The 18323-nt window shown below is 45.9% G+C and carries 18 protein-coding genes; 12 read left to right on the top strand and 6 right to left on the bottom strand.

Annotated elements, in window-relative coordinates:
* Positions 1-46 precede the first annotated feature (46 nt).
* From ACT6R0_RS14855 to ACT6R0_RS14820, 8 genes are all read left to right on the top strand, one after another.
* Positions 47-2014, top strand: coding sequence for a tetratricopeptide repeat-containing sensor histidine kinase (locus ACT6R0_RS14855; RefSeq protein ID WP_444653977.1), 1968 nt, complete (start codon positions 47-49; stop codon positions 2012-2014).
* Positions 2015-2017: 3 nt separating this feature from the next.
* Positions 2018-2779: a LytR/AlgR family response regulator transcription factor gene (locus tag ACT6R0_RS14850; protein ID WP_444653978.1), complete on the top strand. Its 762-nt coding sequence runs from the start codon at positions 2018-2020 to the stop codon at positions 2777-2779.
* A gap of 102 nt (positions 2780-2881) precedes the next feature.
* Positions 2882-5215: a DUF7619 domain-containing protein gene (locus ACT6R0_RS14845; RefSeq protein WP_444653980.1), complete on the top strand. Its 2334-nt coding sequence runs from the start codon at positions 2882-2884 to the stop codon at positions 5213-5215.
* Between the two features lie 171 nt (positions 5216-5386).
* Positions 5387-6673 (top strand): citrate synthase, encoded by a 1287-nt coding sequence (locus tag ACT6R0_RS14840; protein WP_444653982.1) that lies wholly within the window; start codon positions 5387-5389, stop codon positions 6671-6673.
* Positions 6674-6804: 131 nt separating this feature from the next.
* Positions 6805-9036 (top strand): C25 family cysteine peptidase, encoded by a 2232-nt coding sequence (locus tag ACT6R0_RS14835; protein WP_444653983.1) that lies wholly within the window; start codon positions 6805-6807, stop codon positions 9034-9036.
* A gap of 108 nt (positions 9037-9144) precedes the next feature.
* On the top strand, positions 9145-10059 hold the full coding sequence (locus tag ACT6R0_RS14830) for a dimethylarginine dimethylaminohydrolase family protein (protein ID WP_444653984.1): 915 nt from the start codon (positions 9145-9147) through the stop codon (positions 10057-10059).
* Positions 10060-10066: 7 nt separating this feature from the next.
* Positions 10067-11002, top strand: coding sequence for a citrulline utilization hydrolase CtlX (ctlX, locus tag ACT6R0_RS14825; RefSeq protein WP_444653985.1), 936 nt, complete (start codon positions 10067-10069; stop codon positions 11000-11002).
* Positions 11003-11416, top strand: coding sequence for an RrF2 family transcriptional regulator (locus tag ACT6R0_RS14820; protein WP_444653986.1), 414 nt, complete (start codon positions 11003-11005; stop codon positions 11414-11416).
* An 89-nt stretch (positions 11417-11505) separates the two neighbouring features.
* On the opposite strand, the gene ACT6R0_RS14815 is transcribed toward ACT6R0_RS14820, so the two are convergent.
* Together ACT6R0_RS14815 and ACT6R0_RS14810 are read right to left on the bottom strand one after the other, a co-directional pair.
* Positions 11506-12045 (bottom strand): hypothetical protein, encoded by a 540-nt coding sequence (locus tag ACT6R0_RS14815; RefSeq protein ID WP_444653988.1) that lies wholly within the window; start codon positions 12043-12045, stop codon positions 11506-11508.
* Positions 12042-12956 (bottom strand): hypothetical protein, encoded by a 915-nt coding sequence (locus ACT6R0_RS14810; protein WP_444653989.1) that lies wholly within the window; start codon positions 12954-12956, stop codon positions 12042-12044. Before ACT6R0_RS14810 ends, ACT6R0_RS14815 begins: the two co-directional genes overlap by 4 nt.
* A 261-nt stretch (positions 12957-13217) precedes the next feature.
* Between ACT6R0_RS14810 and ACT6R0_RS14805 the strand changes: the two genes are divergently transcribed.
* On the top strand, positions 13218-14102 hold the full coding sequence (locus ACT6R0_RS14805; RefSeq protein WP_444653990.1) for an SIMPL domain-containing protein: 885 nt from the start codon (positions 13218-13220) through the stop codon (positions 14100-14102).
* A 119-nt stretch (positions 14103-14221) separates the two neighbouring features.
* On the opposite strand, the gene ACT6R0_RS14800 is transcribed toward ACT6R0_RS14805, so the two are convergent.
* The gene (locus ACT6R0_RS14800; protein ID WP_444653992.1) at positions 14222-14857 is read right to left on the bottom strand and encodes a MarC family NAAT transporter; all 636 of its coding nucleotides are present in this window, start codon (positions 14855-14857) and stop codon (positions 14222-14224) included.
* 101 nt (positions 14858-14958) lie between these two features.
* Here ACT6R0_RS14800 and ACT6R0_RS14795 point away from each other — a divergent pair, with 101 nt between their 5' ends.
* The gene (locus ACT6R0_RS14795) at positions 14959-15444 is read left to right on the top strand and encodes an alpha/beta hydrolase-fold protein (RefSeq protein WP_444653993.1); all 486 of its coding nucleotides are present in this window, start codon (positions 14959-14961) and stop codon (positions 15442-15444) included.
* The gene (locus ACT6R0_RS14790) at positions 15374-16120 is read left to right on the top strand and encodes a hypothetical protein (RefSeq protein WP_444653994.1); all 747 of its coding nucleotides are present in this window, start codon (positions 15374-15376) and stop codon (positions 16118-16120) included. The genes ACT6R0_RS14795 and ACT6R0_RS14790 overlap by 71 nt, the downstream gene beginning before the upstream one ends.
* A gap of 23 nt (positions 16121-16143) precedes the next feature.
* Here the strand turns inward: ACT6R0_RS14790 and ACT6R0_RS14785 are convergent, their stop codons facing one another.
* The 3 genes from ACT6R0_RS14785 to ACT6R0_RS14775 form a co-directional block, all read right to left on the bottom strand.
* Complete coding sequence (locus tag ACT6R0_RS14785) at positions 16144-16644, bottom strand: hypothetical protein (RefSeq protein ID WP_444653995.1); 501 nt, start codon at positions 16642-16644, stop codon at positions 16144-16146.
* A gap of 89 nt (positions 16645-16733) precedes the next feature.
* Positions 16734-16994, bottom strand: a complete 261-nt coding sequence (locus ACT6R0_RS14780) for a T9SS type A sorting domain-containing protein (RefSeq protein ID WP_444653996.1) — start codon at positions 16992-16994, stop codon at positions 16734-16736.
* Positions 16995-17079: 85 nt separating this feature from the next.
* Complete coding sequence (locus ACT6R0_RS14775) at positions 17080-17760, bottom strand: pirin family protein (RefSeq protein WP_444653997.1); 681 nt, start codon at positions 17758-17760, stop codon at positions 17080-17082.
* 100 nt (positions 17761-17860) lie between these two features.
* Between ACT6R0_RS14775 and ACT6R0_RS14770 the strand changes: the two genes are divergently transcribed.
* Positions 17861-18319 carry a hypothetical protein gene (locus ACT6R0_RS14770; RefSeq protein WP_444653999.1) on the top strand — a complete coding sequence of 153 codons (459 nt, stop codon included), beginning with the start codon at positions 17861-17863 and terminating at the stop codon, positions 18317-18319.
* The last annotated feature ends 4 nt before the right edge of the window (positions 18320-18323 follow it).

The raw sequence follows: 18323 nt of genomic DNA, 5'->3' as shown, positions 1-18323 counted from the left end.
TAATCCATACGAAATCATACTTTTGTTTCGGTAATTCACGCGGCGTATGAAGATCTTAAAATACCTGGCTTTGCTTTGTGCTGTTTTCAGCAGTGTGCCGTCATTCTCGCAAACGAAACTACTAGATAGCTTATTTACTGAGCTGAAGCATCCTAAAGATGAGAAAGAGAAGGCTGTCTTGCTTAATGCGATATCGGCAGAATATGAGAACGAGCCGGAACAGATGCTTAGGTATGCCAGGCAGGCCATGGAAGTTTCGCATAAAGCAGGATTAAAGCAGTACGAAGCCGACTCCTGGCGCAACATAGGAAATGCCAACATCATCCTGAGCAAATATACACAGGCGCTGAAAAGCTTTACCAATTCGCAGTCACTATATGAATCGCTGGTAAAGTCGGACCCGAAAAACAATGATCACAAGGATGGACTGGCGAACGTATACGGCAGTATCGGCATCGTTTGTTCTGAACAGAATAATTACGCGAAAGGGCTGGAGTACTATTTTAAGGCATTGAAGTTGTTTAGGGAAACAGGGCAGGAGGAAATAGTAGCCATTGTATACAACAACATCGGCGACATTTACAGCACACAAAAAGAATACACCAAAGCCCTCGAATACTTCAACAAGGCACTTTGGATACAAAAGAAGACCGGCGACCCTTCCTCTGCCATTACAATTTCCAACATCGGGAAAATTTATCTTGCGAAAGATGAAGACGAAAAAGCGCTGCAATCCTTCAATGAGGCCGAAGCGCAATTCGGCAAGTTTGAGAACAACCGCGGCCTTGCGGAGCTCTATAACAACTTCGGGAATTTTTACAGAAAGAAGAACGATCTTCCAAAAGCAGTAGCCTATTATAATAAGGCACTGGATATTTTTGAGCGATCGGGGGAGAAGTATGGTGCGGCATCATCACTAACTTTCCTTGGCAATATTTATGTATTGGAAGGAAAAACTGCCGATGCCATTGCCAACCTGGAGCGTTCATCGGCTTTGGCCGAAGAAATTGGCGTATTGGAGCAGGTTAAGGAATCGGAAAAGGCATTAAGCGACATTTATGAAAAGATGGGCAATGCCGGCGAGGCGCTCCTCCATTATAAAAAATATACGGCCGCCAAGGACAAGATCATCAACAGCGAGAACATAAAGAACATTGTGCGCGAGGAGATGAACTACGAGTTTGAGCGCAAAGCCGCCCTTCAAAAAGTAGAGGACGAGAAACGCCAGGTACTTTATGACGAGCAGGCCAAGCGCCACGTACAGCAGATGGTGTTCATAGGGCTGTCGGCTTTATTATTGTTCGGTATAGCGTTCCTCATCTATAGCAGGCTGCAGCTGAAAAAACGCCTGACCCTGCAGCGGGACCTTGCCGAATATGAGCAAAAGGCATTGCACCTGCAAATGAACCCGCACTTTGTGTTCAACTGCCTGGGGAGCATTTCGAGCTTTATTGTACAGAACGGCACTGACCAGGCGATAAAATACCTTTCGAAATTCTCGAAGCTGATGCGCCTTACATTGGAATACTCAAAAGAATCGCTGATACCGATCGACAAGGAGATAGAGAGCCTGCAAAACTACCTTGAGCTGGAGCAGCTGCGCTTCAACAATATGTTCGAGTTCGAGATCACAAAAGACCCCAATATCGAAGATGACATGGCGCTGCCGCCATTGTTGTTGCAGCCTTTTGTAGAAAATTCCATCATCCATGGCATTGTCCCGAAAAAGATGCGCGGGCGTATCACTGTCGGCTTTAAGCTGGAGGGCGAAAAGCTGATATGTACGGTGACGGACGATGGTATTGGCATCAACAGGTCGAAAAAACTGAAGGAAGCTTCGGTTACGGTACACAAGTCGATGGCGATGGAGATCACCCGCAAAAGGCTGGAAGTGATACAGGCGGTAACGTCGAGGCATTCGCAAGTAGAAATAAAAGAAATAACAAATGCGACAGGCGAACCGGCAGGAACGCGAATTATATTACATTTGCCTGTACAATATGCTAATAACTAACTCATGATCACAGCTTTACTTATAGATGACGATGCTAACCTGAGGAACGGGATGAAAGGATTGCTTGCAATGTACGCGCCTGACATTAAGATACTGGGCGAGGCCGACAGCGTAAAGGGCGGCATCCAGGCCATTGCGACCCACCAGCCCGACGTGATATTCCTCGACATACAGCTAGGGGATGGCACAGGGTTCGACATATTGGAACAGTTCGCGCAAAAAAAAGGCAGCCTTACTTCGCACGTGGTCTTCATAACGGCACATGAGGAGTTCGCGGTAAAGGCATTCCGCTTTAGCGCATTGGATTTCCTACTGAAGCCGGTGGATCCGGAAGAGCTGCAAAAAGTGATCGAAAAGATAAAAAAAGTGCTGTCGAACAACGACAACTACGCGCATATTGACCTATTGCTGGAGAACATCCGCAAGAAGGTAGACAAATTCAAGAGGATCGCACTGTCCACGTCAGACGGCATACACCTTTTTGAGGTGAGCGACATCATAAGGCTGGAGTCGCAGGACAATTATACACGCTTCCACATCAAGGACCACAAGCCGGTGCTGATCGCGAAGACGCTGAAGGAATATGAGGACCTGCTCTCTGAACAGGGATTTGAGAGGATACACCAGTCGCACCTGATAAACCTGGCCTACCTGAGATCATATATCAAAAAGGATGGTGGCTATGCGGTAATGGCCGATAACAGCAACCTGCCCATTTCACAGCGTAAAAAGGAAAGGCTCCAGGAACTGCTGAAGTCGTTATAGTAAAGCGAATTCTAAACGGGAGCCGCCGAATTCTCGACGGTAGCCGCTATATCGTATTGAATGCTATATATTTGAAAAAACTGACTGATAACAAGATCTGTTATGAAACGATTATTACCCATCCTGCTACTGTTTTGTACCGGCATTGCGGGGGCACAGATAGTAAATATACCTGATACCAACTTCAGGAATAAGCTGCTTCAGGCCAGTACGGCCAATAACATTGCCAAGGGCAGCAGCGGTGCTTCGATAAAGGTTGATACGAACAATGATAACTACATCCAGCAATCGGAGGCGAATGCTGTATATGAACTGAATGTTCCCGGCGCATCTATAACCAATATGACGGGCATACAGTCCTTCGGCAACCTTGAAGCCCTGGATTGCAGTGGCAACTCAATTGCCACACTTACCCTGAATGGCTTAGTGAATCTTGAAACGGTATATTGCGGATCGAACAACATAAGCACCCTGAGCCTTACAGGGCTTTCAAACCTGCGCGGACTATATTGTTCGGATAACAGCCTTTCCACCATAAGCTTTGCCGGGCTTACAGACCTTCGCTGGCTGGAGTGTGATAATAACAGCCTCACATTGCTTAACGTGACCCCGTTAGCCGATCTGCGTGAGCTTAAGTGCAACAGTAACAGTCTTACGAGCCTTACGGTAGCCAACCTGCCCGACCTTCGCCTTATAGAATGCGGGGACAACAACCTTTCAATGCTCGATCTGACAGGATTGACTCATTTGGAAGAGTTAGTATGCAACAAAAACTATATTGCTACCCTCGACTTCACCGGGCTTGATTATCTTATCAGTGTGAACTGTTCTGAAAACCAGCTTACATCCCTTGACTTTTCGGGGAATCCCGCTTTTAACGAATTGGATTGCTTTCAAAACGATATTACTTTTATAAATATTAAAAATGGTGCGGCCCAGGTATATGATGCAACGAATGCACCTAATCATTGGTACGGCAATGCTAACCTCGAGTTCGTGTGCATTGATGAGTTTGAGGAAGCAGTGGTAAGCACGATCCTGAACACTAACACCCTTACAGTGAGCTTTAATAGCTACTGCACCTTTGTTCCCGGCGGCGCTTACAACACCATTACCGGCGCCATACTTTTTGACGGAGATGGCGATGGATGTGATGCGGGCGATATTCCGCAGCCTTTCATCCCGATAAGCATTGATGGCATAGTTGTGCCGGGCGCTACATTTACAGATACACAGGGCAATTACAGTTTTTATACCCAGGCAGGTGCCTACACCATTGCCCCCCAACTTGAGAATGCGGGGTTCTTTACAATTACCCAAGTGTCTGAGACCGTTACGTTCCCATTAGTGGACGAGTCGGTAGAAGTGCGCGATTTTTGCATTGCGCCTAACGGAAATAACCCTGATGTAGAAGTGGTGATCGAGCCACTCATGCCTGCTGTACCGGGCGGGGAGGCAACCTATAAAGTGGTGTATAAGAACAAGGGTAACCAGGCCCTTTCCGGCAGCGTTACGCTCAGCTGCGACGAGAGCTACCTGGACTATGCTTATGTAAGCCCAATGCCGGATAACATTGTTCCCGGGACCTATACATGGAATTATAACAACCTGAAGCCATTTGAGAACAGGGAGATCAACGTATCGCTGGACATTAACAGCCCGTCGGACACTCAGCCTGTAAATGTAGGCGATGTGTTGCTCTTCTCTTCGACAATAACAACAACTTCGGGCGATGATATTCCGCAGGACAATACTTTTAGCCTGGATCAAAAAGTTGTAGGGGCGTTTAACCCGAACAATATAGTATGCATTGAAGGCGAGAGCGAATCGCCTGCCAACATAGGTAATTATCTGCATTATGTGGTTAACTTCAAGAATACCGGCACGGATCCGATAGCCAATGTGGTGGTAAAACACGATATCGACCCAACACAGTTTGACGCGGCATCGGTACAGGTGCTCAACAGTTCGCACGCAATGCGCACGATGGTTACAGGTAACAGGGTAGAATTCATGTTCCGGAATGCCAGCCTTGCCGCCGCCGACCATGGTAACATACTTTTCAAGGTAAAAACCAAGCCAAGCCTTTCTGCGGGATCATCGGTAACCAACAACGCCAGGATATTCTTCGACTACAAATTCCCTGTGGAGACGAATGATGCCAATACGGTATTTGAAAACCTGGGCACGGGCGATCTTGAAAAAGACAATTCAGTAATGATGTTCCCTAACCCGGCCAAAACCATGCTCACAATTACCGCTGATAGTACAATTAGATCTATTGAAATGTACGATGTACAGGGCAGGCTGTTGGAGACAGGGATAGTGAATGATATGAATACGACCATCGACCTGAGATCAAGGCAGGCGGGAATGTACTTTGTGAAAGTAAGGACTGAAAAAGGCGTGAAGCTTGAGAAGGTTATTAAGGAGTGATAAGATAGTTTGTTTTTAAATATTTATCAAAAGTCAATGTCCCATGATATTGACTTTTGCTATTTATTGTCATATTTAACCATTTTCTTACGTAGTTTCCTTTAAAAATTGATTTCAATTTATTAAATTCGCAGGATTAATTTTTTCTGAACCAAAATCACAATATAAATCATGTCAAATATTGCAATATTAGAAATTGATGGCAAAAAGTATGAGTTCCCGATAATTGTGGGTACTGAAAATGAAGTTGCCATCGATATCGATAAGCTGCGCAGTGAGACCGGTGCAATAACTATGGACCCGGGTTATAAGAACTCAGGATCATGTAAAAGCGAAATTACTTTCCTTGACGGGGAAGAGGGGATCCTGCGTTACAGGGGTTATTCTATTGAAGACCTTGCCGAGAAATCCAACTTTCTTGAAGTTTCTTACCTTTTGATCTTTGGTGAGCTGCCAACAGCTGCCCAGCTTGAAAAATTTGAGACCGATATCAGGAAATATACCCTCGTGAACGAGGAGATGAAGAACATAATTGATGGCTTCCCTAAAAATGCGCACCCAATGGGAGTGCTGGCATGCCTTACCAGCGCGCTTACGGCTTTCAACCCGAAATCGGTGAATGTAGCCAATGAAAAAGATATGTATGAGGCTGTTTGCAAGACCATGGGTAAATTCCTGGTTATCGCAACATGGACATACCGTAAGAACATGGGCTACCCGCTCAACTATTATGACAACACCATAGGCTATGTAGAAAACTTCATGAGGCTGATGTTCGAGCTTCCTACCGGCCCTTACAAAAGCAACCCGGTAATTATCGACGCCCTTGACAAGTTGTTCATCCTTCACGCCGATCACGAGCAAAACTGCTCAACGTCTACAGTACGCATGGTAGGTTCGTCGCATGCAGGCCTGTTCGCTTCGATCTCAGCAGGTGTATCGGCTCTTTGGGGCCCGCTTCACGGTGGCGCCAACCAGGCAGTGCTGGAAATGCTTGAGGAGATACAGGCTAACGGAGGTGACGCAGACAAATACCTTGCTAAAGCAAAAGATAAGGATGATCCGTTCCGCCTCATGGGCTTTGGCCACAGGGTGTACAAGAACTTTGACCCGCGTGCCAAGATCATCAAAAAAGCAGCCGACGAGGTGCTTGCCACCCTTGGTGTAGACGATCCGGTGCTTACCATAGCAAAAAAACTAGAAGAGTCTGCATTGCAGGATGAGTATTTCAAGTCAAGGAACCTGTACCCTAACGTAGATTTCTATTCTGGGATCATTTACAGGGCGCTTGGCATCCCAACCGAAATGTTTACCGTTCTTTTCGCCATCGGCCGCCTTCCGGGCTGGATCGCACAGTGGAAAGAAATGCGTGTGAACAAGGAGCCGATAGGGCGTCCGAGGCAGATCTACACAGGTGCACCACTGCGTGACTTTGTAGGTGTAGAGAACAGGAAATAAATCACCATTTTGATATAGTGAAGCCGCTCCCGAACAGGAGTGGCTTTTTTTGTGATAAATGTTGTATGTTAACATTTTGATCGGAAAAATAGCTACCTTTAGCCCGCTATGAAGACAATAAAACAGAAATTATGACAAAAAACTTTACTTATGTCCTGTTGATGTCGCTTTCAGTGTTGGGCGTATCGGCACAGGAGATCAAATTGATTCAGGATGGCGGCAGCGGGATAGCACTGAAAAATACCTCTGCAGGATTTACAACCCATACTAAAAATGTAAATGGTATTGCCTGCCAGGACTTCAGCGGCAGCGCAAAAGTGCTGACCATGGTAAAAGGTGCGCCTGCGCTTCCGGTACATTCGGAGTCGGTTATCGTGCCGAATATCGGTAACGTGTCAGTAGTTATCAGCTACGACAGTTATGAAGAATTTGATAATATTACCGTGCTTCCTTCTAAAGGCAGCCTGAAAAGGAATGTAAACCCTCAGTTAATCCCTTATGACATGGGTGAAGCTTATACCCAGGATGCTTTTTATCCCGGCAAGCTGGCCGCGATATCCGATCCTTTCATTCTTAGGGATACTCGTGGGGTTTCGGTGTCTTTCTACCCATACCAGTACAATCCAGTGACCAAAAAGCTAAGGCTGTACAAGAACATTACCGCCAATGTGGTAACAAATGATGGCATCGCCGGACTGAATGAGATAAACGGTGGCAAAGCACATCCTTCAAATGCATTCAGCCAGGTGTACCAAAATCTCTATGCCAATGCCCTAATGTATGAGCCCGTTTCCGAAAGTGGGGAGATGCTCGTTATCGCGCCGGATAATTATACAGAAACCCTTGCGCCATTGGTGGCCTGGAAAATAAAAAAGGGGATCAATACTACAGTCGCCACATTGTCCCAGACGGGCAATACCCCTGAAAGCATAAAAGCCTATATTGAGGATTTTTATAATGACAATCCCGGGCTGATCTATGTATTGTTGGCAGGTGACCACAGTGACCTCCCGACATACACGTATGGCCTTACCGGGGCTAATGAAGAACTTTGGAGTGATACTTATTATGTGCAGCTTGCGGGGGATGATTTTTATCCTGAAGCGCTCATAGGAAGGTTCTCCGGAAGTGTGGAGGATGTAGCCGTAATGGTGGGCCGCACACTTGAGTATGAAACCACTCCGCTGGAAGGCAACTGGATCACCAGGGCCGCGGGCATTGGGTCTGACGAAGGCGACGGATATGGCGATGATGGCGAAGCCGACTGGCAGCATAACAGGAATATTGCCAATAAGCTGCTGGGGTATGGCTATAGCCATGTACATGAACTATATGACGGAAGCCATGGCGGATATGACGCTGAAGGGAATGTAGAGTCTTACATGATATCTGACGCTGTAAATGGTGGTATAGGACTTTTGAACTACACAGGACATGGTGCGCAGGAATTGCTTGCAACAGGGTGGTTCACAAATACTGAAGTTTTCGGGCTCGAGAATAACGGTATGTACCCTTTTATTGTTTCTGTAGCTTGTAACAACGGTACGTTCGCACAGGGTACTTCGTTCTGTGAGTCCTGGCTCAGGGTACAGCACGATAATGCGCCGGCCGGTGCGATCGCCGCAGCGGGATCATCTATCCTGATGGCGTGGGCTGAGCCAATGCAGACACAGGATGAAATGACAGAGCTTATCACAGGCAGTGAGCCGGGAAATGAAAAATGTACGTTAGGAGGGCTGTTTTACAACGGCCAATACAGTATGATGGAGAATTACTGGGAAAGCACTACAGCTATCGAGATCATGCAGACATGGGTTCTTTTTGGTGATCCTTCGGTGATATTCAGGACGGCTGAAGCATCGCAGATAACAGCGGTACATCAGGAAGTAATAGAGCAGTCAGAGGGTTCGATAACGATACAATGCCCTGTTGAGGGAGCGGTTGTGGCAATTACGCAGAATGGTATTATTGTTGGTACGGGCATTGTTTCGGGCGGGCAGGTCACTATTGTCCTAAGCGAACTTTCAAGTGAATTGATACCACTTTCCATTACGATAACACAGCAAAATTTCATTCCGTACCAAGGTGCTGTTGCTATGGCAGTATTGGGTAATGAAACATTCAGTGCCAATTCAATGACACTGTACCCTAACCCTGCCAGTGACCATATCAATATAAAGTTGGCCGATGCATCGGCTGTAGCATTCGAGGTGCGCGACATTACCGGTAAGCTGGTATATGTTTCGGGCAATGTAGACGGTGGCAGCCATACGATAAATACTTCGAACCTTGCTTCCGGGATCTATTTGCTTACTGCTAACTCGAACGGTGCAAAAGCTACTAAGAAATTTGTGGTAAAATAGGATACTATATGCACTTCATTATTTTTCCAAACTTATAATGAGAATAATATCAAAATGAGCCTCCCAACGGGGGCTTTTTTTTATATTTGCCCAAAGCACAAACAAACAATGTTACATTTGAACGTAAAGAACGAAACTTCAAGGCTTAAGGCTGTAGTGCTCGGTACTGCCCAAAGCAATGGCCCCACACCTGCGTTAGAGGAGGCTTATGACCCAAAATCGCTGGAACATATCAAGGCAGGTACTTATCCTGTAGAAGCCGATATGATCACCGAAATGGAAGCGCTCAACGCAGTGTTCCAAAAATATGATGTTGAGGTATACCGCCCGGAGATCATTAATGACTATAACCAGATATTCAGCAGGGATATCGGATTTGTTATCGATGATGTCTTCATTAAGGCGAACATCCTGCCGGACCGTGAGAGGGAACTTGATGCGATACAGTACATCATTGATAAAATGGATCCGGCCAAAGTGGTGCGCCCTCCCGAGGAAGTGCATATTGAAGGCGGTGACGTGATCTTATGGAACGACCATATCTTCATAGGGACTTACAAAGGAAGTGATTACAAAGATTTTATCACGGCACGTACCAACATGCATGGCGTGAATTATATAAAGCAGCTTTTCCCGAACAAGACCGTAAAGGAGTTCGATCTTGTGAAGTCGAGGATCGAGGCGCGCGACAATGCACTGCATCTTGACTGCTGCTTCCAGCCCGTGGGGAAAGATAAAGGGGTAATTTATAAAAGCGGCTTTAGGGAAGAGGCAGATTATTTGTATCTTGTTGACTTGTTTGGCAAGGATAACCTGTTCCACATAGAAAGGGAAGAGATGTACCACATGATGTCGAATTTCTTTTCGATAGATGACAATGTTGTGGTGATCGAGAAGGATTTTACAAGGCTGAAAAACTGGCTTCTGGAGCGCGGATTTACCGTAGAGGAAGTGCCTTATGCCGAGATCGCCAAGCAGGAAGGGCTTTTAAGATGTTCAACTTTACCCCTTATCAGGGAATAACAATACGATGAGACAGATCACAGATACACTGCTAATGATCCGTCCGGTAGCTTTCCGGATGAACGAGCAGACCGCAGTGAACAATTATTACCAAAAAGTTATGGATGGCCTGATGCCGTCTACCGTAAATGCCAAGGCGCAACAGGAGTTCGATGCTTTTGTAGAGAAGCTTCGTGCCGCCGGCATCAATGTCGTGGTGGTTGACGATACCGTTGACCCTGATACGCCCGACTCGATATTCCCTAACAATTGGGTGTCCTTCCATGAAAATGGCGATGTGGCCTTGTACCCGATGTTTGCCGAGAACCGCCGCAGTGAGCGCCGCGAGGACATTCTTGACCTGCTGGAAGACCAGGGATTCAACATAGAGAATATTGTAGACTATACCTCTGCCGAAGAGGATAATATTTTCCTTGAAGGCACTGGCAGTATTGTTCTTGACAGGGCGAACCATAAAGCCTACTGTGCCCTTTCGCCGCGGGCGGATGAAGAATTACTGATAGAGTACTGCGAGGATTTTGAATTGTCGCCGGTAATATTTGAAGCATTCCAAACCGTGGACGGGCAGCGCATGCACATATACCATACCAACGTGATGATGTGCATAGGCGATACTTTTGCCGTAATTTGCGCTGATTGCATCGACGATAAGAAGGAACGTAAAATGGTGCTTGAAAATCTTCGTGCAGACGGCAAGGAGATCATATTGCTTACCGAAGCGCAACTGAACCACTTTGCGGGCAATATGCTGCAGGTGCAGGGCGCTAACGGCAAGAGCTACCTTGTAATGAGCGAGTCGGCAAGGCAGGTGCTTACAAAAGACCAGATAGCAAGGATCGAAAAACATACCGAAATACTCAGCTCAAGCCTTGATACCATTGAGGCCTGCGGCGGCGGAAGCGCACGGTGCATGATGGCTGAAGTTTTTTTACTAAAGAAATAAATGCTTTCCAAAAAAACGAAATACGGATTAAAAGCGCTTATCTATATAGCTAAGCAGGAAGGTCCCACGCCCGTACTTATCTCGGATATTTCGGAAAAGGAACAGATACCTAAGAAATTTCTTGAGGCCATACTGCTTGACCTCAAGAAATTTGGTATCCTTGGCTCCAAAAAAGGAAAGGGTGGGGGCTACTATCTTTTAAAAGACCCCAAAACCGTTACCGCGGCCACGCTCATCAGGGTGCTCGACGGTCCCATTGCCATGCTGCCGTGCGTGAGTCTCAATTTTTATGAAAGATGTGCCGACTGCCCACAAGAGGAGACCTGCGCGCTAAATCACTTTATGGCCGAAGTACGCGACAATACACTGGCGCTGCTACAGCAAAAAACGCTGTATGACCTGATACAGTTGTGATTCCATATCTCAGAATATCTAACTGGTTACCTACAGGCAGGTTGAGCATCACTCTTGTGCCCGAAGAGCTTTCCGTGAATTGAAGCTGTTTATTTATACCTTCGCATTTCGCCCAGGTAGGAGTTCCATACTAATTTTTTGGTGTTGCCAAATTTCTTTTCTTCCAGGGCCATTATAAATACCTGGCTGACGTTCACGACCCTTTTTCCGATAATAAGGTCGTACGTCATCATCCATTCGCTGCGCCTGGCATTTTCATCGATCAGCATCACCTGGACCGAGGTTATAGAAAAGCGTACTTTCTTCTTCTGTGCCGATGCGAGTTCCAGCAGCTTCTGAATGGTTATGACACTCTCTTTTTCATCGAATACATTTTCTATGGTTTCGCTATCGTATTTGTAAAGCTTCGCGGCTTCGGCCGCGGTTTGTGCCTTCATTTCTGCATTAGCCGAGGGGTCGGTTAGCAATTCGAGGTAGCTGAAAAATTCTGCAGCCTTCGATTCGGCTTTAAGCGTATAAGCTTCCATTTCTTTTGAGGAGATACCTTCAGGCTTGCGCCTGTCTCCTGAGGATTGTGCATTGCCTGCCTGTACAAGCGCGAGAAGCGCTATGATCATCAGTTTTTTCATTTTTCTTTTTGCATGTATTTTAGTGAAACAATTTTCTTTCCGCTGTATTCGATCTCAATGATCTCCATTGCCTTCGAAATTTTTGAAGGTGTGGTGATCTTATTAATGAACTCATCCTTGTTCAGGAATTCTACCCCAATGTCGTCGAACATAATTTCCTCGATAACCGCATCGTCTGAGATTGCTGCATCCAGCTGGCTGCGGCGTTTTTTCCAGTCATCGGCATTATTATTCATATAGGCACGCATCATCATGGCATAATCATCGGGCTGCAGGTCAAATTCATACTGTGTCCTCCCTGCTGCTATCTTCAGGGTATCGGGCTTGTAGTAGGGGCTTTCGGCTATCACAACGCTTTCTGCAGGTGGGCCTTTCAAAACATAGCAGCTGCCCTCGCGTTGCAGTTTGTGCTTTTTGCCTTTTTCCAGTACATACAAAGTGACCTTGCCTTCCCCGACTTCTTTTTGGGTATAACGGTCGCGCAGGCAGATGGTAAGGTCGCCGCCTGTAAAAGCGATGGCAGCGCCCAAAACTACTGCTCCTATGCCTGTGATCATATATATGACTCTTTTGTTTCTTTTTTGTGTTACTGGTTTTTCTTCAGTCTGTGCCGGGGTGGTATCTTCTTTATGGCGGAAAACGAATTCATCCCAGTTACCGTAGCCTGTCCATTTGCAAAAGATATCAAGCATGTCCCTGCGTGGCAGTTTTTCATTCTGTACCGGCTTCAGGTGTGTGTATACCCATTTTTCACTGACCCGCTCGTTGCTTTCATTTTCGATGAGGTCGATCAGCTGGGCGATGTCCTTATTCCCGAATGCATGTATCGTCCCTGTGTAATAGGGGTAATGCTCCCGGTATTTAACGAGAATCTTTTCCTTGAGCAGGTAAAAAAGGGCAATGTCATTCATCCGGAAGTAAATGTAGTAAAATAGGCGCTTTAGCCTACTGCAAAAGTACTGTAAAACTACTGGAAAATAGTTTTCGGTTTGTTTACCAATGTCTTACCACTGTTTGTTCCGGGGCAGGGAATAGTTTTGCCATTGAAATTTCGATAGTGCATTTGTCATTTTGGCGATAGAAGAAATCTCAGGTATCCGGTTTTGGGATTTCCTTACTTCGCTGCGCTACGCTCGGAATGACAGAAAATTTAATCATTAATAACAAATAACATGAAAAAACTTCTTTTACTCCTGACACTCATTTCCTTTTCCGCATCTGCCCAGATCAGCGGCAACCAGGTTTACGGTGACAACAATGATTATTACAACAATCGCCGTGGCAACACGGCACCGCAAACCTCCATCTCGGCCAGCGGCGACCAGTTTACCGTCTCCACACGCATCCTGATGAACGTGCGCCCCGATGTGCTTATCGTAACACTCGGCCTGAGCCAGGAATCCAAAACCGTGAAGGGCTGCAACGAGGCCATTAAAAAACGCATTGACGGCTTTACTAAAGATGTGAGAAGTCTTGGCGTAAAAGAAGCTGATGTATACACCGATTTCATTTCGCAGACTAAAATATATGACTATGAAGTGGGCGAGACCAAAGCCGTGCAAAAAGAAACAGGTTTTGAAATAAAGAAGAATGTTATAGTACGCCTTACCAATGTTAAGGCTTTTAACCAGCTTACTGATATTGCTTCGGATTTCGCAATATACGATATTGTCAAGGCCGAATATATCAACCTGGATGTGGATGCACTTTACGCGAAATTATTTGATGAGGCGGTACGATCGATCGATGCAAAAAAACAGAAATATGTAAAAGCGTTCAAAGCGGTATTGTCGGATGATTTCAACATCATACAGGACAGCTACTATAGCGTGCAGCCGCGTACGCAGTATCAAAAGTACAGCGCGTTCGAGACATCCGATCTTAGCTACATAGACGGTGACCACAGGTATGTTAAGAAAGAGGCCCGCAAGGCAAAAACATTCTATTACCAGGGTGTAGATACTTCATCGTTCGATAAGGTCATCAACCCTTCCGACCCCGAAGTGTGCCTGCAATATGTGGTAGAGATGAAGATCGTATATCATATCAAGAAATAGAAATTCAAATAACAAGTATCGGTCTCAAGCAGGTCAGGCCGCAGTTTTAAGCTAAGACATTTTAACGAGAACTGCGGCCTGCCTTTGTCGGCAGGCAGGCTGCGACTGAAAACCGGTTTTTATCCAAAATCAATAGACTCCACAATATTCACCACAGAGCTTGCGATGTACTGTATGCCGATAGCGATCACTATAAACCCGATTATCCTTGAAATGGCTACAATGCCCGATGCGCCGAGTATCCTTGAAAGGTAATGCGAGCTGCGCATGATAAGGAAGATGGATAGTGCCATTGCAGCCATAGCACAACAGGCAATGATGAGGCTGGTAATATTGTCCTTATAGTCCTGGTACATGGCTATGAGCAGGGATATGGATCCCGGTCCGGCAAGCATGGGTATGGCCAGTGGGGTTAGGGCTATGTCGTTGCGCTTTTGGGCATCGGTCTCTACTTCTTTGTTCACGCCGCGGCTTTTGCTGAACTTGCGGTTGAGCAAAGTAAAGCCCGAATTCACGATTATGAACCCACCCGCAATACGCAGCGCGTCAATGCTGATGCCGAAAAATGCCAGTACGTATTGCCCTACGAAAAAGGAGATGATCATAATGATGAATACATTGATCGCTGTCCAGAAGGAAATGCGCTGGCGTTCTTTAAGAGTGTCATCCTGTGTAAGGCCTACAAATATTGGGATAGCCCCCAACGGGTTGATCACCGAGAAAAGTGCCGCAAAAATGTAGATGAATATATCCATAGTCGTTGTTAGTTTGTACGTAAAGTTAACAATAATGTCCCATTCGTACAATTTTAGCGTATTATCTTACTTTACTTTTGGAGTTATAAATACCAACCTCCATGAAAGATCTTTGTAAAGTAGTACTGCTAACCTGCCTTCTAACGCTGCTGCCTTCAGTGACAAAAGCGCAGGAGATCCCACGTGTGCAAATACTGGAAATAAAGTCGAAAGTATTGAAACAGGACAGGCCGATAATTGTATATACACCCCGGTTTTATGATGAGCGGGAACTGGTGAGCTATGACGTCATTTATGTTTTCGATGCCCAAAACCGCGAAATGTTCGACATGGTGCATGCGGCAATGGGCTTTACTGATAAACCGAGAAGCTGCATTGTGGTAGGTATATGCTCGCCTCCGTATCCTGAACAGGACTACTACCGCAACAGCGATTACCTGCCAAAACCCATTAATGTAGAAGAGCTTACCCTTACAAAAAAGCCCAATGCGGAAAATTTCCGGAAATACGTCACGGATGAAGTTATGCCCTTCGTCGACAAAGTTCCGCACGACATCAGAAAGATATGCGATAGGGCATTCGCTTAGTGCGTCCTTTGTGCTGGATAAGGCCATTAATGCACCATCACTATTTAAAGGCTGCCTTGCGATCTCGCCCAACCTCGCCTATGATGAGTACAGGCTTGCGAATGATATCATTGCTGCCGACTTCAATAAGCCTAATGAGAAGAAGTTCCTCTATATCAGCCAGGGTAACGAACTTGTGAAAATGAGGGAAGAATGGGGTATTGGCTACAAGAAGGTCAAAACGTTCATTGATGCCAAAGATGATCTTGGAAATTATACCGTGCTTGTAAAGGAATTCCCGGATGAAAACCATTGGCATACCTTTGTGCCTTCATTGATATTCGGTCTAAAAAAGCTTAATGCCTTTATAGGAAGCAATCCTGCAAAGCCACAGGGCGCACTGATCCCGATCACATTCAGGTTTACAGTACCGGAGAAGGATGACGAGGCATTTATTGCCGGAAACCAAAACAGCCTCGGTGACTGGGATCCCGGAAAGGTAAAACTGAAAAAAGTCTCTGATCTTGAAAGGGAAATAACCCTTAACGTGCAATTCCCCATTGAGTTCAGGATAACGCGTGGCAGCTGGGATTCGAAAGCAGCAACCAATCAAAGCGAAGACGACAACATTGTGATCGCAAAACCCGCCAAAAGCAAAACGGTAAAGGTGAAAGTGGAGGCGTGGTATGATAAATGATCTGTGCTATACGCATGATCGCATCATCCGTTACTTCCCTGACACAACTTTTCTCCTTCGAAATAACATATCGCCAGTTGGAGCTGTACCGGGAACATGACTGTTTCATAACCTCCTCCCTCATCTGTATTGAGCGATACGAGATAGCAGTTGTTCACGATGCCCACATAACTAAGCAGTGGTGAGAACAGCGTGATGCCGACTTTGTGCCGCGATATGTCGGTTATGTCGGTATTGATGATGTCCAGTTTGTAGCCTGTAAAAGGGAAAAACGTACTGCCCAGCACATCGGTTACGCGATAGAAGCTGCCCTTACGCTGGCTTACATAATGTTCAGCTGCCATTCCTGTAAGGAAATGCAGCTTTTCGGCTTTTGGGTTTTCCGCCAGCAGCTCGCGGAAAGTATTTTTCGGGTTGTCCTTATCGTTATACAATTGCTGCTGCATGAGGTATTCGCGGTAGCTATCCTCAAAAATATAGCGGTCCCATGGGTTTTGGGAATTACTGTCGATGACGGTGCGCACGGCCAGGCGTATTTTAGGCTGGGACAGATGTATGAAAACAAGAAAGAGGGAATAAATCCTTCTTTCAAAAGTAACCAACTATTCAGCTACTATTTTATGACTAATTTTTTACTCTCCTCAAAGATGCCGTTACCATTACTGACCGCCACTTTGCAGAGGTACAGACCGCTTTGCAGGCCGTCCCTGTTTATGGAAATGTCGTTTGCCCCGGCATCCATGGAGCCGTTGTACAGGTTGCGTACCTGCCTGCCGTTGAGGTCGTAAATAGTAATGCTGACTTCTGAATCATATTCCAGCGTAAACGGAGGGGTTTTATGCTCCAAATATATGAGCCTGATCTTTACCCACATAAAAATTGAGGTGAATGGTTTTTTTGTTGCGGTGAATGTGCCGATAGCCCATTTAAAGTAGTTAATGGGTTTTAAGATCTGACGGCTACAACGGCACCTCTATCACAAGTAGTATCGCATTGTTGGACAGGGATTCAAAGTCGGTCTCCTCAACATTCCACATTGCCAGGCCATCCCTTTCCTCGAGCAGCCTGCCGGAAACTTCAAATGCCCCATTAATGACAAATACGAATATACCGTGCCCGGGCCTCCTGACTTTGTAAATATCTTCCTTTCGGCAGTCATATATCCCCATGTAACAGAACACACCACCAAAATTTCCGGCAAAAGGGTGCAGTACATTACCTTCTTCGAGCTTTATTTCCACCACGGGTATCGTTGCTGAAAGCGGGGCCGAAAACGCCAGGTACAGGAAGTTGATCAACTCGTCGTCATACGGGTTTCTCACACAGACGCTGCTATCTGCCGACGGCAGTATCCAGGCTTCTCCCGGAATTATTGCCTGCGGTTCATCGCCTTCGAGATCGTATTCAAGTGCTCCTACCAGTGGTATTATAATTATACTTTCCTTTTTGCGCAGCGTTCTCTTCAGCGTTGTGTCCGGCGCAAGGGTTTCATCATTAATGGCCAGCAGTTGCCCAAAGGGTTTCCTGTCGGGACTGATGTGTTCCTCAAAGTTAAAGGTTGCATAGGTCCGGTGCGATCCGTCTTCACTATGCGCCCGTAGGTCTGATCTGTAGATTTGTGCCGGGCTTTGCGATCTCATTCAGTTGGTCGGAATTTATTCGGAATTTAAATATATGTTATTTTTCTGTATTTTAGTATCGGCCAAAAAATATTTAACGATCCCCTAATTCGCAAAAAAAATGAGATCTCTCCTCCTGATCGCGATCCTTTTAACTTTAGTCTCATGCACGAAAACCATAGTGTATCATGAAAATGCTAAAGACTTTAAGGACAACCGCTGGCTGGCATCTGATGTAAAAAGTTTTGAGTTTGATCTTGAAAAGGACATTAGTGCGGGCGGCATCAAAATTGCGTTCTCGCACGTGCACGACCCGCAATTTACATCTATCCCACTAGAAGCTGTGATCACCCATCCCTCTGGTGAAAAGGAAAATATTGCGATCATGCTGGAACTTAGGGATAAGGAAGGCAATGACCTTTCAGAATGCCTGGGTGATGTGTGCGACCTCGATACACCCTTAAAGGATAATGTGCAGCTGGCCAAAGGGAAATACAGGGTTGAATTGTATAACAAGTTCCCCAATATTTACCTGCCCAATGCTGTTTCGGTGGGCATAAGTGTGGAAACAGATAACTAATTAC

Source organism: Flavobacterium sp., assembly GCF_052437795.1.
Lineage (GTDB): Bacteria > Bacteroidota > Bacteroidia > Flavobacteriales > Flavobacteriaceae > Flavobacterium.
This window is presented reverse-complemented; position numbering and strand designations above follow the sequence as displayed.

Coding starts and splice junctions, on each gene's coding strand:
- ACT6R0_RS14770 (WP_444653999.1), top strand. CDS start 17,861: ATGAGATCTCTCCTCCTGATCGCGATCCTTTTAACTTTAGTCTCATGC.
- ACT6R0_RS14855 (WP_444653977.1), top strand. CDS start 47: ATGAAGATCTTAAAATACCTGGCTTTGCTTTGTGCTGTTTTCAGCAGT.
- ACT6R0_RS14850 (WP_444653978.1), top strand. CDS start 2,018: ATGATCACAGCTTTACTTATAGATGACGATGCTAACCTGAGGAACGGG.
- ACT6R0_RS14845 (WP_444653980.1), top strand. CDS start 2,882: ATGAAACGATTATTACCCATCCTGCTACTGTTTTGTACCGGCATTGCG.
- ACT6R0_RS14810 (WP_444653989.1), bottom strand. CDS start 12,956: ATGAATGACATTGCCCTTTTTTACCTGCTCAAGGAAAAGATTCTCGTT.
- ACT6R0_RS14795 (WP_444653993.1), top strand. CDS start 14,959: ATGAAAGATCTTTGTAAAGTAGTACTGCTAACCTGCCTTCTAACGCTG.
- ACT6R0_RS14805 (WP_444653990.1), top strand. CDS start 13,218: ATGAAAAAACTTCTTTTACTCCTGACACTCATTTCCTTTTCCGCATCT.
- ACT6R0_RS14820 (WP_444653986.1), top strand. CDS start 11,003: ATGCTTTCCAAAAAAACGAAATACGGATTAAAAGCGCTTATCTATATA.
- ACT6R0_RS14775 (WP_444653997.1), bottom strand. CDS start 17,760: ATGAGATCGCAAAGCCCGGCACAAATCTACAGATCAGACCTACGGGCG.
- ACT6R0_RS14830 (WP_444653984.1), top strand. CDS start 9,145: ATGTTACATTTGAACGTAAAGAACGAAACTTCAAGGCTTAAGGCTGTA.
- ACT6R0_RS14835 (WP_444653983.1), top strand. CDS start 6,805: ATGACAAAAAACTTTACTTATGTCCTGTTGATGTCGCTTTCAGTGTTG.
- ACT6R0_RS14790 (WP_444653994.1), top strand. CDS start 15,374: ATGAAGTTATGCCCTTCGTCGACAAAGTTCCGCACGACATCAGAAAGA.
- ACT6R0_RS14815 (WP_444653988.1), bottom strand. CDS start 12,045: ATGAAAAAACTGATGATCATAGCGCTTCTCGCGCTTGTACAGGCAGGC.
- ACT6R0_RS14800 (WP_444653992.1), bottom strand. CDS start 14,857: ATGGATATATTCATCTACATTTTTGCGGCACTTTTCTCGGTGATCAAC.
- ACT6R0_RS14780 (WP_444653996.1), bottom strand. CDS start 16,994: ATGTGGGTAAAGATCAGGCTCATATATTTGGAGCATAAAACCCCTCCG.
- ACT6R0_RS14840 (WP_444653982.1), top strand. CDS start 5,387: ATGTCAAATATTGCAATATTAGAAATTGATGGCAAAAAGTATGAGTTC.
- ctlX (WP_444653985.1), top strand. CDS start 10,067: ATGAGACAGATCACAGATACACTGCTAATGATCCGTCCGGTAGCTTTC.